This window comes from Micromonospora sp. NPDC047527 (assembly GCF_040643015.1).
In the GTDB taxonomy this organism is placed as follows: Bacteria; Actinomycetota; Actinomycetes; order Mycobacteriales; family Micromonosporaceae; genus Micromonospora.
This window is the reverse complement of the sequence record NZ_JBEYTK010000001.1, coordinates 604,107-617,279: the sequence shown is the minus strand read 5'-3', so window position 1 is coordinate 617,279 and position 13,173 is coordinate 604,107. Positions and strand designations below refer to the sequence as shown.

Here is a 13,173-nt window from a genome sequence, read left to right as displayed (position 1 = left end):
TCAACGGCGACCTAAGCAGTTGCTTAGGTCGCCGTTGACTTTGACCACCGCCGGGCAGAGATTTTGCCGGACCGCGGAGGTACGACATGCAGGTGCCGGCACCGTTCGAGTACGAGCGCGCAACAAGTGTGGACCATGCGATAAGCCTTCTGGAGCGGTTGGGCGGCACGGCCCGCCTGATCGCCGGCGGGCACAGCCTGCTGCCGATGATGAAGCTTCGGCTGGCCAACTTCGACTACCTGATCGACATCAACGACCTGCACGCCGAGCTGGGCTACATCGAGGCGGGCCCGGACGACGTACGCATCGGGGCGCTCACCCGACATCGGGAGCTGCTCGACTCTCCCGTGCTGGCGGCGGCGTTCCCCATCTTCGCCGACGCCGAGCGGGTGATCGCCGACCCGGTGGTGCGCAACCGGGGCACGCTGGGCGGCTCGCTCTGCCAGGCGGACCCGTCCGAGGATCTCTCGGCGGTCTGCACGACGCTTGACGCGCGGTGTGTGATCCGTGGTCCGGGCGGCGCGGAGCGGGTCGTGTCGATGGAGGAGTTCCACGTCGGGCCGTACGAGACGGCCGTCGCCGACGGCGAGATGCTCGTCGAGGTACGGCTGCCGGTGCGACCCGGTTGCGGCAGCGCGTACGCCAAGGTGGAGCGCAGGGCCGGCGACTGGGCCGTGGTGTCGGCCGGCGCGGCGGTGTGGCTCGACGGCGGCGAGATAGTCGACGCCCGGGTCGGGCTCGCGGCGGTCGGCCCCAACACGACGGGCATTCCGGAGATCTCGGCGGCGCTGCGCGGGCAGGAACCGTCGGAGGGGCTCTACGAGCAGGCCGGGGCGATCGCGGCGCGCAGCTGCGACCCGGTGACCGACCAGCGCGGCAGTGCCGACTACAAGCGGCATCTGGCCGCCGAGCTGACCAGGCGGACCCTGCGCCGGGCCGTCGAACGGGCGAGGAGCTGAGCATGCAGGTCACCATGACCGTCAACGACGTCGAGGTCACCCGGGAGATCGAGGCCCGGCTGCTGCTGGTGCACTTCCTGCGGGACGTGCTGGGTCTGACCGGCACGCACTGGGGCTGCGACACCAGCAACTGCGGCACCTGCGTGGTCTGGTTGGACGGCGAGCCGGTGAAGTCGTGCACGGTGCTCGCGGCGATGGCCGGCGGCCACCAGGTGCGTACCGTCGAGGGCCTCGCCAAGGGTGCCGAGCTGGACCCGATCCAGCAGGGCTTCATGCAGTGCCACGGCCTTCAGTGCGGTTTCTGCACGCCGGGGATGATGATGACCGCGCGGGCGCTGCTCGACCGCAACCCCGATCCGAGCGAGGCGGAGATCCGGGAGGCGATCTCGGGTCAGATCTGCCGCTGCACGGGTTACGCCACAATCGTCCGCTCGGTGCGCTGGGCCGCCGTCGCCGAGGCGCAGGCCGCGGCCGAGGTCACCGAGACCACCGAATCGCCCGAGGCCGGCGAGATCGACAACGCCGGCCAGCCCGCGGAGGCCGTCGCATGACCATCGTGCACGAGCGCGTGGACACGTTCCACGACAACGACCAGAAGCCCGTCGGGTACGGCCGGATGCTGCGCAAGGAGGACCCGCGCTTCCTGCGCGGTCCCGGCCGGTACGTCGACGACGTCCAACTGCCCGGCATGCTGCACCTCGCGATCCTCCGGTCGCCGGTGGCGCACGCCCGGATCGTCAGTATCGACACGAGCGCCGCCGAGGCGTCGCCCGGGGTGCGGGCGGTGGTGACCGGGGCGATGCTGGCGGAGCAGAACCTGGCCTGGATGCCGACGCTCTCCAACGACGTGCAGGCCGTGCTCGCCACCGACAAGGTGCGCTTCCAGGGCCAGGAGGTCGCCTTCGTGGTGGCCGACGACCGGTACGCGGCCCGCGACGCGCTGGAGCTGATCGACGTCGAGTACGACGTCCTCGACCCGGTGATCGACGCGCGTCGCGCGCTGGAGCCGGACGCCCCGCTGATCCGCGACGACCTGGACGGCAAGACGAACAACCACTGCTTCGACTGGGAGACCGGCGACAGGGCGGCCACCGAGGCGGTCTTCGCCCGCGCCGACGTCGTGGTCAGCCAGGACCTCGTCTACCCCCGGGTGCACCCGGCGCCGATGGAGACGTGCGGGGCGGTCGCCGACTACGACGCGGTCGACGGCAAGCTGCGGCTCTGGTCGACGACCCAGGCCCCGCACGCGCACCGCACCCTCTACGCCATCGTGGCGGGCCTGCCCGAGCACAAGATCCAGGTGATCTCGCCGGACATCGGCGGCGGGTTCGGCAACAAGGTGCCGATCTATCCCGGGTACGTCTGCGCGATCGTCGCCTCGATCGTCACCGGCAAGCCGGTGAAGTGGATGGAGGACCGGTCGGAGAACCTGATCAGCACCGGCTTCGCCCGCGACTACATCATGCGCGGCGAGATCGCGGCGACCCGCGACGGTCGGATCCTCGGCATCCGCACCAACGTGCTGGCCGACCACGGCGCGTTCAACGGCACCGCCGCCCCGGTGAAGTACCCGGCCGGTTTCTTCGGGGTCTTCACCGGCAGCTACGACATCGAGGCCGCGTACTGCTCGATGACGGCGGTCTACACCAACAAGGCCCCCGGTGGCGTCGCGTACGCCTGCTCGTTCCGGATCACCGAGGCGGTCTACCTGGTCGAGCGGATCGTCGACTGCCTCGCCGACGAGTTGGGCATGGACCCGGCCGAGCTGCGGTTGAAGAACTTCATCCAGCCGGAGCAGTTCCCGTACACGACGAAGACCGGCTGGGTGTACGACTCGGGCAACTACGAGCCGACGATGCGGCTGGCGATGGAGATGGCCGGCTACGACGAGTTGCGCCGCGAGCAGGCGGAGAAGCGGGCCCGGGGCGAGCTGATGGGCATCGGCATCGCGTTCTTCACCGAGGCCGTCGGCGCCGGGCCGCGCAAGAACATGGACATTCTCGGGCTGGGCATGGCCGACGGCTGCGAGCTGCGTGTCCACCCGACCGGAAAGGCCGTGGTACGCCTCAGCGTGCAGTCCCAGGGCCAGGGGCACGAGACGACGTTCGCGCAGATCGTCGCCGAGGAGATCGGGATCCCCCCGGCGGACATCGAGGTGCTGCACGGCGACACCGACAACACCCCGTTCGGCCTCGGCACGTACGGCAGCCGTTCCACACCCGTCTCGGGCGCGGCGGCGGCCCTGGTGGCGCGCAAGGTCCGCGACAAGGCCCGGATCATCGCCTCCGGAATGCTTGAGGTGTCGGTGGCGGACCTGGAGTGGGAGAAGGGCGCGTTCCACGTCGCGGGTGACCCGGGGCGGTCCGTCACGATCCAGGACATCGCCCTGCGCGCACACGGCGCGGGTGACCTGCCCGAGGGCATCGAGGGTGGGTTGGAGGCGCAGATCTGCTACAACCCGTCGAACCTGACGTACCCGCACGGCGCGTACATCTGCGTGGTGGACATCGACCCCGGCACCGCGCAGGTCACGGTCCGGCGGTTCATCGCGGTCGACGACTGCGGCACCCGGATCAACCCGATGATCATCGAGGGTCAGGTGCACGGTGGGCTGACCGACGGGGTCGGCATGGCCCTGATGGAGATGATCGCGTTCGACGAGGACGGCAACTGCCTCGGCGCGTCCCTGATGGACTACCTGATCCCGACGTCGCTGGAGGTGCCCGACTGGGAGACCGGCTTCACCGTCACCCCGTCGCCGCACCACCCGATCGGCGCGAAGGGTGTGGGCGAGTCGGCCACCGTCGGTTCGCCGCCAGCGATCGTCAACGCCGTCATCGACGCCCTGAAGCCCTTCGGCGTACGCCACGCCGACATGCCGCTGACGCCGTCGCGGGTCTGGGACGCGATGCGCGGCCAGGCCCGGCCGCCGATCTGAGAGGGCCGAGGATGACCACCATCGCGGAGCGCGCCCGGGAGTTGACAGTCACCCGGGAGCCGTTCGTGCACGCCACAGTGGTCCGCGCCCAGGAGCCGACATCGGCCCGGCCGGGCGACGACGCGGTGATCCGATCGGACGGGTCGATCGAGGGCTTCGTGGGCGGGGTGTGCGCCGAGAGTTCGGTGCGGGCGGCGGCCCTGGACGCACTGCGCGACGGCACCGCCCTGCTGCTGCGGGTGCTGCCGGAGGGAGCTGCCCCGTTCCCGGAGACTCCGGGGGCGCGGGTGGTGGTCAACCCGTGCCACTCCGGCGGCGCGATCGAGGTCTTCCTCCGGCCGATGCTGCCCGCGCCGGCACTGCGCGTGGTAGGCGACACGCCGATCAGCGCCGCGGTGGCGACCCTCGCCGCGTTCCTCGACTTCGACGTCGTGACCTCCGACGACTACGCCGGCTGCACGGCCGTCGTGGTGGCCGGGCTGGGCAGGGGCGAGCAGGAGGCGATCCGGGCCGCGCTCGACGCGGGCGTCGGGTACGTCGCGCTGGTCGCCAGCCACAAGCGCGGCGCGGTCGTACTCGACGAGTTGGGGTTGACCGACGCCGATCGGTCCCGCGTCCACTCGCCGGCCGGGCTGGACATCGGCGCGCGGACGCCAGCGGAGATCGCGCTGTCGATCATGGGTGAGGTGGTTCGGGCGATCCGGGTGGACGGGCTGGCCCCGGCCACCGGCGCGCCGGTCACCCGACCACAGCAGGCCGTCGACCCGGTGTGTGGGATGACCGTGCTGGTCGGGCCGGGCACCCCGTACGCGCGGGTCGACGGGCAGGACGTCTGGTTCTGCTGCGCCGGCTGCCTCGCGACGTACACGGCGGCGTAGCCCGTGTTCACGACCGGCCTGGTCCTCGCCGCGGGGGCCTCGACGCGGCTCGGCGAGGCGAAGCAGTTGCTGCCGTACCGGGGGCGGACGCTGCTCGACGCCACCCTCGACCTGGCCCGCTCGTGTGGCTTCGACCAACTGCTCGTCACCCTCGGCGGCGCGGCGGGCGCGGTCCGCGACCGGGTGGACCTCACCGGCTGCCAGGTCGTCGAGAACCCGGCGTTCAGCAGCGGTTGCGGGTCGTCGGTCAGCACCGCCGCCCGCGCGGTGGACCCGCGCGCCGACGCGCTCGTGCTGCTCCTCGGCGACCAACCCGGCGTCCGCGCCGCCGACGTCCGCCGGGTCGCCACGGCGACCACCCCACTGGCCGTCTGCCGGTACGCCGACGGGTTGGGCCATCCGTTCCGCTTCGGCCGCGAGGTCATTCCCGAGTTGTACGACCTGCACGGCGACAAGGCCGTATGGAAGCTGCTGCACTCCGGCCGCCATCCGGTGACCGAGGTGCCCGCCGACGGGCCGGTGCCCGTGGACGTGGACACCCGGGCGGACTACGAGCGCCTGCTGGCGGGCGAGGCATGAGGGACGCGCTGACCGTCCGGCACCGCCTCGACGCCGTCGACTACCTGGTCGACGACGGCATGGCGATGGCCCTGTTCCTGGCGTTGCGCCTCGGTCGGCCCCTGCTGCTGGAGGGCGAGCCCGGTGTCGGCAAGACCGCCGCCGCGAAGGCACTGGCGAGGGCGTTGGAGACGCCGCTGATCCGGTTGCAGTGCTACGAGGGGCTGACCGCCGGCGAGGCGCTCTACGAATGGAACTACCAGCGGCAACTGCTGGCGATCCGGCTCGCCGAGGCTCAGCAGGCGCGACTCACCGACGCGGACCTGTTCAGCGCCGAATTCCTTCAGGAACGCCCGATCCTGCGCGCCGTACGCCACCGAGGGCCGGTCCCGCCGGTGCTGCTGATCGACGAGATCGACCGCGCCGACGACGAGTTCGAGGCGCTGCTGTTCGAGTTCCTCGGAGAGGCCGGCATCACCATCCCCGAACTCGGCACGTTCACCGCCCGCACGCCGCCCGTCGTGGTGCTCACCTCCAACCGCAGCCGGGAACTGCACGACGCGCTGCGCCGCCGCTGCCTCTACCACTGGATCGACTTCCCCGAGCCGTCTCGCGCCGTGGAGATCGTCCGCCGGGCCGTACCGGGCGCGACCGAGCCGCTGATCCGAGCGGCAGTGCAGTTCGTCGGCGGCGTACGCGGCCGGGAGTTGGAGAAGGCGCCCGGGATGGCGGAGGCCATCGACTGGGTGGCCGCCCTGTCCGTGCTCGGCGCTGCCGACCTGGCCGCCGACGACGTCGCGCACACCATCGGCACGATCGCCAAGACCCCCGACGACCGCGCCGTGGTCGCCGCCGCGCTCGGCGCCTACCAGGAGAGTCAGCCATGAAGATCACCAACGAGTTCGCGGTCACCGTCCCCGTCGAGCGGGCCTGGGCGGTGCTCACCGACCTGGAGGGGCTCGCGCCGTGCCTGCCGGGCGCCCAGTTGACCGGCGTCGACGGCGACGTCTACCGGGGCAGGGTGAAGGTGAAGGTCGGACCGGTCATCTCGGAGTTCGCGGGCACCGCGCAGTTCGTCGAAAAGGACGACGCCGCATACCACGGGGTGATCGACGCGAAGGGCCGCGACGCCCGGTCGGCGGGGAACGCCTCCGCGCTGGTCACCGCCCAACTCCGGCCGGACGGCGACCGGACGTTGGTCAGGGTCGACACCGACCTGAAGATCTCGGGGAAGCTGGCCCAGTTCGGCAGCGGCCTGATCAAGGAGGTGTCGGGCAAGCTGCTGGCCCAGTTCGTCGCCAACCTGGAGGCGAAGCTGGCAGCCGAGCAGTCGACGCCGGCTGCCGAAGGCGACGCTACGGCAGTGCCGGCCGCTACGGCAGTGCCGGCCGCGCGGACCGGGGACGATCCCGCCGCGTCCGCGTCCGCCACTCCGCCCGCGCCCGAGCTGTCTCCGGCCGCGTCCGCCACGGCGGTCACGACCACTCCCGCCACCGCCGCCGTCGCGCCCTCCCCGGTCGAGCCGCCGCCGCTGACCGCGTCGTCTGCCGAGCCGTCGCCGCTCCCCAGGCAGCCCGTCGAGCCGCCGACCGCCGAATCGTCGGCTGCCAGCCCGCGCACCACGCCGATGGCCGAGCCAGAGGCGCTCGACCTGCTCGGCATCGCGGGCGGGTCGATCACCAAGCGGCTCGTACCCGCGATCGTCGGCCTCGTCGCGGTCGGCGCGGTGATCGCCTGGCTGGTCGCGCGGCGGTGAGCCCTGCCCTGCTGCGCGGGATCGACCGGGCCGCGTTCGCCGTGGCGTTCACCGCCCGTCTGCGGCGCGCCGGCGTTCCGGCCGGGCTCACCGACGTCGACGGCTTCGTCCGGGCCCTCGACGCCAGCCCACCCGACTCGATGTCCACGCTCTACTGGACCGCCCGGATCAGCCTGGTCCGGCGGCACGCCGACCTCGACGCGTTCGACCGCGTCTTCGCAGCGGTGTTCGCGGACGCGCCGCCGCTGCCACCACCGAACCGGTCCGCGGCCCCGGCGGAAGGAGACCGCGACGACGTCCACGTGCCGCTGCCCACCGCCACGGCCGAGGATGGTCCGGGCGGCGGCCTGCCGTGGGCGACGCTGCCGCCGGCCGTCGCTCAGTCGCCGGAGTCGGACACCGCGCTGCGGCTGCCCGAGCGGCACCCCAGCGCCCTCGCCGGGCTCGCCGAGAGGCCGTTCGACGAACTCGACGCCACACAGGTCACGATGCTCGGCGACGCCCTGCGCGCGGCCGTCGTCGCCTGGCCGACCCGCCGCACGAGACGGCACGCCGTCAGCCCGACCGGACGGCGGATCGCGTTGCGGTCCACGATCAACCGGGCCCGCCGTACCGGATGGGAACCCGTCGAGGTCGTCCGCGAACGGGCGGTACGGCGACCGCGCCGGGTCGTGCTGCTCTGCGACGTCAGCGAGTCGATGCGGGCGCAGGCGACCGCGTACCTGCATCTGATGCGGGCGTTCGCGGTGGTCGCCGAGGCGGAGGTGTTCGCGTTCGCGACGACCTTGACCCGGCTCACGGTGGTGCTGCGGCACCACTCGGCCGCGGAGGCGGTCGCGCAGGCCAGCGCGGCGGTGACCGACCGGTATGGCGGCACCCGGATCGCCACGAACCTGCGTGCCCTGCTCACCTCCCAGCGCGCGGAAGCCGTCCGCGGGGCTGTGCTGGTGATCGGCTCGGACGGCTGGGACAGCGATCCGCCCGACGAACTCGCCGCCGTGATGGCCCGGCTGCGCCGCCGCGCGTACCGGATCGTCTGGTTGAATCCCCGGGCCGGCGCCCCCGGCTTCGCCCCCCGCACGGCGGGCATGGCCGCCGCGCTCCCCTACTGCGACCGGCTGCTGCCGGCCGGGACGTTCCAGGACCTGCTGGTCGCCGCCCGTCAGCTCCAGAGCGTCACGTGCACCGACGGTTTGAAGTGGCCGATGCTGACGCCCGCGCCGCGCATCATCGCCTGAATCGCCCGGGGTGTCGACGAGAACCGCGACAGCTCGGCGGCGGCCGACAACGGGCCCGGACTGGTCAGCACCTGTGAATGCCACACCGCCTCGACGGTCGCGTGTGGCCCCACCACCTGCTGGAGTTGGCCGTCGCGCACGTCCGGTGCGACGGTGAACGAGAGCGCCGGCGAGACGCCCCTGCCCCGCTTGGCCTCCCCCAGCGCCGCCGCGTGGCTCTGGAAGATCTGCTGCCGGTCGTCGGGCACGGCCAGCCGGCGCAGCATCACGGGAACCGCGCCCAGGTCGGTAGCCGCCGACGGCCCGAGCAACCAGGTCTGCTCCCGCAACTGCCCCGGGGAGGCCGACACACCGGCCAGCGGATGGTCCGGGCCGACGACGAGCACGAGACGGTAGTTCATCATCGGCCGGCAGGTGATCGCCTCGTCGACAACCGGCGGCTGCGGGCCGACCGCGATGTCCGCGGCCCGGGTCAGCAACAGCGACTCGAACGAGCCCGGGTTGCGCACACTCAGCTCGACGTCGAGGTCGGCGGCCCGCTTCGCGAACAGCTCGATCAGGCCCGGCGCGGCGAATTCGGCGAACAGGCTGGACGCGGCCACCCGCAGCAGCCGCCGGCCGCGTTTCGCGGCGCTCACCTCAAGCATCGTGCGGTCCTGCAGACCCAGCAGCTCCGCCGCGCGGCTGGCCAACCGGAGCCCCCCGGGGGTGAACGCGAGCCCCGCCGCCGTCTTGGTGAACAGCTTGTCCCCGAACTCCTTGCGTAGCTGTGCGACGTGCAGCGACACGGCCGACTCGGAGACCTCCAGCTCGGCGGCGGCCTGCTTGACGGACCCCAGCCGGACCACGGCGACGTATGCGCGCAGTTGCGTCGGGGTCATCGGCGCCACCCACCTCCCCGCCATCGCGTGGTTCGGCTCTCCGTCGAGACGAACCCCGATCATTGCCCGCCGCATCATCCCACCGTCAGCGTGAGTCATCTGCCCGTCGTGACGTCCGCACCGTCGTTCGTGCCGACGAGTCACGCATCAGCCCACCTCGGCTGCCTTGCGCAGCAGCACTGAGCGCTCACGCTGGTTGGCGCACAGCCTGGCCGCCAGCTCCAACTCGGCACGCGCCTCCTGACGCCGGCCGAGCCGGGCCAGCAGCTCACCGCGTACGGTCGGAACCAGGTACGACCCGGGGAGTCGGTTCGAGGCGATCAGCTCGTCCACGATGGCCAGGGCTTGCGCCGGACCCGAGGCCATGGCCACGGCGACGGCACGGTTGAGCTCGACCACCGGCGACGGCGCGACCCGGCCGAGCCCCTCGTAGAGCGCCACGATCCGATCCCACTCGGTCGCCTCGACAGAGGGCGCCGACGCGTGGGCGGCGGCGATCGCGGCCTGTAGACCGTAGGGGCCGAGGCCGCGAGTCGATGCCCTGACCAGCGCGGCGAGCCCACGGCGGATCGCCGGCACGTCCCACAGCCGCCGGTCCTGGTCCTCGAGCAGGACCGGTGAGCCGTCGTGGCCGGTCCGGGCCGGGAAGCGCGCGGCCGTCAGCTCGCACAACGCGAGCAGGCCGTGCACCTCGGGCTCGTCCGGCTGCAGCGCGGCCAGCGTGCGGGCCAGCCGGATCGCCTCGTACGCGACGTCGGGGCGCAGCAGCCGGTCGCCCGACGTGGCCGTCGACCCTTCGGTGAAGATCACGTAAAGGACGCTGAGCACACCGCCCAGCCGTGCGCGGCGCTCACCGGCCGCCGGCAGTTCGAACGGCACCCCGGCCGCCGCGATCGTCTTCTTCGCCCGGGTGATGCGGGCCTGCACGGTCGGCACGGGCACGAGGAACGCGCGGGCGATCTCCTCGCTGGAGAGGCCGCCGACCACGCGCAGGGTCAGCGCCACCCGCGCCTCGGCGGAGAGCACCGGGTGGCAACTGACGAACATCAGCGCCAGGACATCGTCGTCGATCTTGTCGGGATCGATCTCCTCGTCGACCGTCGGGTCGGTCGCCAGCAGGGCGTACCGGTCCTGGAGGGCGGTACGGCGGCGGATCGCGTCGATCGCCCGCCGCCGAGCCGTGGCCATCAGCCAGCCGGCCGGATTGGCCGGAGAGGCGAGCGGCCACGACACCAGCGCCTCGGCCACCGCCTCCTGGGCCGCGTCCTCGGCCAGCCCGAAATCGCCGGTGAACCGGGTCAGCGCGGCGACGATCCGCGCTGACTCGATCCGCCAGACGGCCTCGACGTCGGCCGTACCCATCAGATCTGGCCGTTGCTCTCGCTGCCCTGCGGGACCTCTTCGGCCTCGGCCACCCGACGAACCTCGATCTTGGAGCCGGGGACCGCCGGGACCCGCTTGGCCCACTCGACCGCCTCCTGAATCGATGCGACATCGAGCAGGAAGTAGCCCCCGAACAGTTCCTTGGTCTCTCCGTACGGCCCGTCGGTGACCACCGGGGCCTCGCCGCTGAAGTCGACCACGACGCCCCGGCCCGGATCGTCCAGCCCTTCGGCCGCGAGGAGAACGCCGGCCTCGATCATCTCCTCGATGAACCGGCCGGTGGCGGCCATCGCCTCGTCGATCGACGCCATCATGGCCGCGTTCGTCTCATCGGTGCCCCGCATGATCAGCATATACTTCGACATCGCGTTTCTCCTCATCCGGCAGGGTCACCTCCCGACCCTCGCACCCACACGTCGAACGGGCGACCCGCGAATCGACGAGGGCCGGAGAAATCTCGCGCCGAAAGTCACTACACCGGGCCGCCGGTGTTCCGGATCATCTGTTGGAGCACCTTGAGGGTCGTCACGTAGTCCGCGTCATCGATGCCCTTGTGGATGCGGGCTCGGATGGCCGGCGCGTGCTGTTTGAGGGTGACGCGAGCCCCTTCCCCCGCTTCGGTGATCCGCAGTCTTCCTTCCTCGTCACGAGTCAGCCACCCGCGCTCCAGCAGCACCTCCGCTTCGGCGTCCAGATCGTCGTCGGCCCTGAGATATGAGCTCATCGCCTGGCGGAGCTCGGGGACGGTCATCCCACCACCTTGCGGCAGAAGGTCGTTCGCGGAGAGGTTGCGCAGCAGCCAGAACTGAGGCTGCGTGAAGCCGTGTTCGGCGTGCCGGGCACGGGTAAAGGCGATGAGAGCCTCGTAGGCGACACCTGTCCAATAGGCCGCAGGTTGGCCCGCGAGCTCGACGTCGGACAACTCCTGCATCGTCATGAGATCTGCCTCCCGTGGTGGACTGTTGAACACGACGGTAGAACCTCAACCATGGTTCAGATCAAGAGCGTGGCCAGCGGGGCGCGACCCCGGGGCGGGCGGGGGCACTATCGTTCTGGCGTGCACATTCGTTTTGACGTCCCCGCCGATCCCGCCTACCCGGGCCGCGTGGCCGCCGCGCTCAGCAGTGTCCGACTGCGCCGGTTCAGTCTCATCGGTGCCGTGCTGGCTGCGGTCGGGGTGATCGCCTTCGTCGTCTCGCGGGGGTTCACGTGGGGCGACCGGGTCTCGTCGCTGTGCATAACGCTTGTCGTGGCTGGCGTGCTGTCGATGCTGTACGCGCCGTGGGTGCGGTGGCGCGCCCGGCGCCGCTCCGGTGGCTACGCCGTCGAGGGCGCGTACGACATCACCGACGACAACATCATGATGCGCAGCGGCTCGGAGTCCGGCGGCATCGCCTGGGACGGGGTCGCCGAGGTGAGGGACACCCCGGAGTTCTGGATCGTATTCGTCGACCGGATGCCGGCGACCGTGATCCCGCGCCGCCTGATGTCGGCCGAGGACGACGAAACGTTGCGAGCCTTCATGGCCGAACGCGGGCTGCTCCAGCCCCGCTGAGACGCAGAGCGGCCTCAGCGGGGGGTGCGACGTCGACGAAGTGCCCAGACTCCCCCGACGACCGCCGCCGCCGTCGGCAGGAGACAACAGATCGACAGGACTGCCAGGTGCCACGGCTTGATTGCTCCCATGGCGGCGAGAGTAGACGTCCCCGCCAAACGCGGCTGACCCCCGCCGGTCAGGCCGCCGGTCGTCGGGCATCAGGTCGCCTCGGGCCGCCACCACGGTTCGAGCAGGGCCGGGTCGGCGACGTAGCTCCTGACCTGCGTGCGCTCCGGATCGGTCAACGTGAGCTCGCGCAGACGGGCTCCCCATTCGGGCACCCGATCGGTCTTGCCCAGCGCGACTGACAGTTCGATCAGCCCGGCGAGCGCCTTCGCCTGCTCGACCACCGGCGCGTCCTCGGCCCGCCGTCGCATCCCCGAGTCCAGCGCCCGGTAGGCCGCCCGGTCGTCCATCTTGAACTCGCGCAGGATCCGCGCGTTGTCGAGCACCCGGGCCAGCCCTTGTAACTCCTTCGACCCGCCGTACTCCAGATCCTGCGGCTCGTCGCGCTGGATGAAGACGATGGAGTTTCCCGACGGGTCGACGACGGTGAACCGCGATGCCCCGGCACGGTAGCGGGTCATCCGGGGCAGACCCTTGACCAGCACCTTGCCGTAGGCGCGGCGCATCGCCTCGCTGAACGCCGCGTGGTAGGGCGCGACCGCGTCGACCATCACGAGACAGCCGCCGGTGGTCTCCTTCGTCGGGTCCAGGTCCTTGGGCGTGGGGCCGTAGTGCAGTTGGAACCCGCTCCACGCGAAGGCCAGGTACACGTACGGCCGGGTCTGCTCGTAGGTCACGTCGAAGCCGAGGGCGCGCCAGAACGCCAGGGTCTCCTCGGGCGACACACAGTGCAGCAGCGGAACGGTGGTCTCGTTGGGGTGGACGCGGTCCTCGATGGTCGTCATGCCACTTCCGATCCCGTAGACAGGCCGGCCATTGTGCCAGCGTCGACGAGGTGTCGCGCGCCTTTCGTCTCCTA

General features: G+C 71.6%; 14 protein-coding genes. 9 read left to right on the top strand and 5 right to left on the bottom strand.

What is annotated here, in order from left to right; translation table 11 throughout:
- Nucleotides 1-86 precede the first annotated feature (86 nt).
- Genes ABZ808_RS02605 through ABZ808_RS02570 form a run of 8 tightly spaced genes read left to right on the top strand, consistent with a single transcriptional unit; the run spans nucleotide 87 to nucleotide 8,327 of the window.
- The gene (locus ABZ808_RS02605; RefSeq protein WP_356999898.1) at nucleotides 87-959 is read left to right on the top strand and encodes a xanthine dehydrogenase family protein subunit M; all 873 of its coding nucleotides are present in this window, start codon (nucleotides 87-89) and stop codon (nucleotides 957-959) included.
- Nucleotides 960-961: 2 nt separating this feature from the next.
- Nucleotides 962-1,510 (top strand): (2Fe-2S)-binding protein, encoded by a 549-nt coding sequence (locus ABZ808_RS02600; protein ID WP_356999895.1) that lies wholly within the window; start codon nucleotides 962-964, stop codon nucleotides 1,508-1,510.
- A complete protein-coding gene (locus ABZ808_RS02595; RefSeq protein ID WP_356999892.1) occupies nucleotides 1,507-3,897 on the top strand; it encodes an aerobic carbon-monoxide dehydrogenase large subunit in 2,391 nt (796 codons plus the stop codon). Before ABZ808_RS02600 ends, ABZ808_RS02595 begins: the two co-directional genes overlap by 4 nt.
- Nucleotides 3,898-3,908: 11 nt before the next feature.
- Nucleotides 3,909-4,775, top strand: coding sequence for an XdhC family protein (locus tag ABZ808_RS02590; protein WP_356999889.1), 867 nt, complete (start codon nucleotides 3,909-3,911; stop codon nucleotides 4,773-4,775).
- Nucleotides 4,776-4,778: 3 nt separating this feature from the next.
- Nucleotides 4,779-5,354, top strand: a complete 576-nt coding sequence (locus ABZ808_RS02585) for a nucleotidyltransferase family protein (RefSeq protein ID WP_356999886.1) — start codon at nucleotides 4,779-4,781, stop codon at nucleotides 5,352-5,354.
- Nucleotides 5,351-6,220, top strand: a complete 870-nt coding sequence (locus tag ABZ808_RS02580) for a MoxR family ATPase (RefSeq protein ID WP_356999883.1) — start codon at nucleotides 5,351-5,353, stop codon at nucleotides 6,218-6,220. Before ABZ808_RS02585 ends, ABZ808_RS02580 begins: the two co-directional genes overlap by 4 nt.
- Nucleotides 6,217-7,089 (top strand): SRPBCC family protein, encoded by an 873-nt coding sequence (locus ABZ808_RS02575; RefSeq protein ID WP_356999880.1) that lies wholly within the window; start codon nucleotides 6,217-6,219, stop codon nucleotides 7,087-7,089. Before ABZ808_RS02580 ends, ABZ808_RS02575 begins: the two co-directional genes overlap by 4 nt.
- Nucleotides 7,086-8,327: a VWA domain-containing protein gene (locus ABZ808_RS02570; RefSeq protein ID WP_356999877.1), complete on the top strand. Its 1,242-nt coding sequence runs from the start codon at nucleotides 7,086-7,088 to the stop codon at nucleotides 8,325-8,327. The genes ABZ808_RS02575 and ABZ808_RS02570 overlap by 4 nt, the downstream gene beginning before the upstream one ends.
- Here the strand turns inward: ABZ808_RS02570 and ABZ808_RS02565 are convergent.
- From ABZ808_RS02565 to ABZ808_RS02550, 4 genes are all read right to left on the bottom strand, one after another.
- Nucleotides 8,252-9,208, bottom strand: a complete 957-nt coding sequence (locus tag ABZ808_RS02565; protein WP_356999874.1) for a LysR family transcriptional regulator — start codon at nucleotides 9,206-9,208, stop codon at nucleotides 8,252-8,254. The genes ABZ808_RS02570 and ABZ808_RS02565 overlap by 76 nt on opposite strands.
- Nucleotides 9,209-9,355: 147 nt before the next feature.
- Entirely contained in the window at nucleotides 9,356-10,570 is a 1,215-nt protein-coding gene (locus tag ABZ808_RS02560) for a sigma-70 family RNA polymerase sigma factor (RefSeq protein WP_356999871.1), read from the bottom strand.
- The gene (locus tag ABZ808_RS02555; RefSeq protein WP_356999869.1) at nucleotides 10,570-10,956 is read right to left on the bottom strand and encodes a YciI family protein; all 387 of its coding nucleotides are present in this window, start codon (nucleotides 10,954-10,956) and stop codon (nucleotides 10,570-10,572) included. Before ABZ808_RS02555 ends, ABZ808_RS02560 begins: the two co-directional genes overlap by 1 nt.
- Before the next feature lie 107 nt (nucleotides 10,957-11,063).
- Nucleotides 11,064-11,528 carry a MarR family winged helix-turn-helix transcriptional regulator gene (locus tag ABZ808_RS02550; protein WP_356999866.1) on the bottom strand — a complete coding sequence of 155 codons (465 nt, stop codon included), beginning with the start codon at nucleotides 11,526-11,528 and terminating at the stop codon, nucleotides 11,064-11,066.
- Nucleotides 11,529-11,648: 120 nt separating this feature from the next.
- Here ABZ808_RS02550 and ABZ808_RS02545 point away from each other — a divergent pair, with 120 nt between their 5' ends.
- Entirely contained in the window at nucleotides 11,649-12,146 is a 498-nt protein-coding gene (locus ABZ808_RS02545; RefSeq protein ID WP_356999863.1) for a YcxB family protein, read from the top strand.
- 200 nt (nucleotides 12,147-12,346) lie between these two features.
- Here ABZ808_RS02545 and ABZ808_RS02540 read toward each other — a convergent pair whose 3' ends face one another.
- Complete coding sequence (locus ABZ808_RS02540) at nucleotides 12,347-13,099, bottom strand: glyoxalase (RefSeq protein ID WP_356999860.1); 753 nt, start codon at nucleotides 13,097-13,099, stop codon at nucleotides 12,347-12,349.
- Nucleotides 13,100-13,173: the final 74 nt, after the last annotated feature.

Bases quoted from the DNA above. Each gene is read 5' to 3' on its own strand.
- ABZ808_RS02605 (WP_356999898.1), top strand. From the start codon at position 87: ATGCAGGTGCCGGCACCGTTCGAGTACGAGCGCGCAACAAGTGTGGAC.
- ABZ808_RS02600 (WP_356999895.1), top strand. From the start codon at position 962: ATGCAGGTCACCATGACCGTCAACGACGTCGAGGTCACCCGGGAGATC.
- ABZ808_RS02595 (WP_356999892.1), top strand. From the start codon at position 1,507: ATGACCATCGTGCACGAGCGCGTGGACACGTTCCACGACAACGACCAG.
- ABZ808_RS02590 (WP_356999889.1), top strand. From the start codon at position 3,909: ATGACCACCATCGCGGAGCGCGCCCGGGAGTTGACAGTCACCCGGGAG.
- ABZ808_RS02580 (WP_356999883.1), top strand. From the start codon at position 5,351: ATGAGGGACGCGCTGACCGTCCGGCACCGCCTCGACGCCGTCGACTAC.
- ABZ808_RS02575 (WP_356999880.1), top strand. From the start codon at position 6,217: ATGAAGATCACCAACGAGTTCGCGGTCACCGTCCCCGTCGAGCGGGCC.
- ABZ808_RS02565 (WP_356999874.1), bottom strand. From the start codon at position 9,208: ATGACCCCGACGCAACTGCGCGCATACGTCGCCGTGGTCCGGCTGGGG.
- ABZ808_RS02560 (WP_356999871.1), bottom strand. From the start codon at position 10,570: ATGGGTACGGCCGACGTCGAGGCCGTCTGGCGGATCGAGTCAGCGCGG.
- ABZ808_RS02555 (WP_356999869.1), bottom strand. From the start codon at position 10,956: ATGTCGAAGTATATGCTGATCATGCGGGGCACCGATGAGACGAACGCG.
- ABZ808_RS02550 (WP_356999866.1), bottom strand. From the start codon at position 11,528: ATGACGATGCAGGAGTTGTCCGACGTCGAGCTCGCGGGCCAACCTGCG.
- ABZ808_RS02540 (WP_356999860.1), bottom strand. From the start codon at position 13,099: ATGACGACCATCGAGGACCGCGTCCACCCCAACGAGACCACCGTTCCG.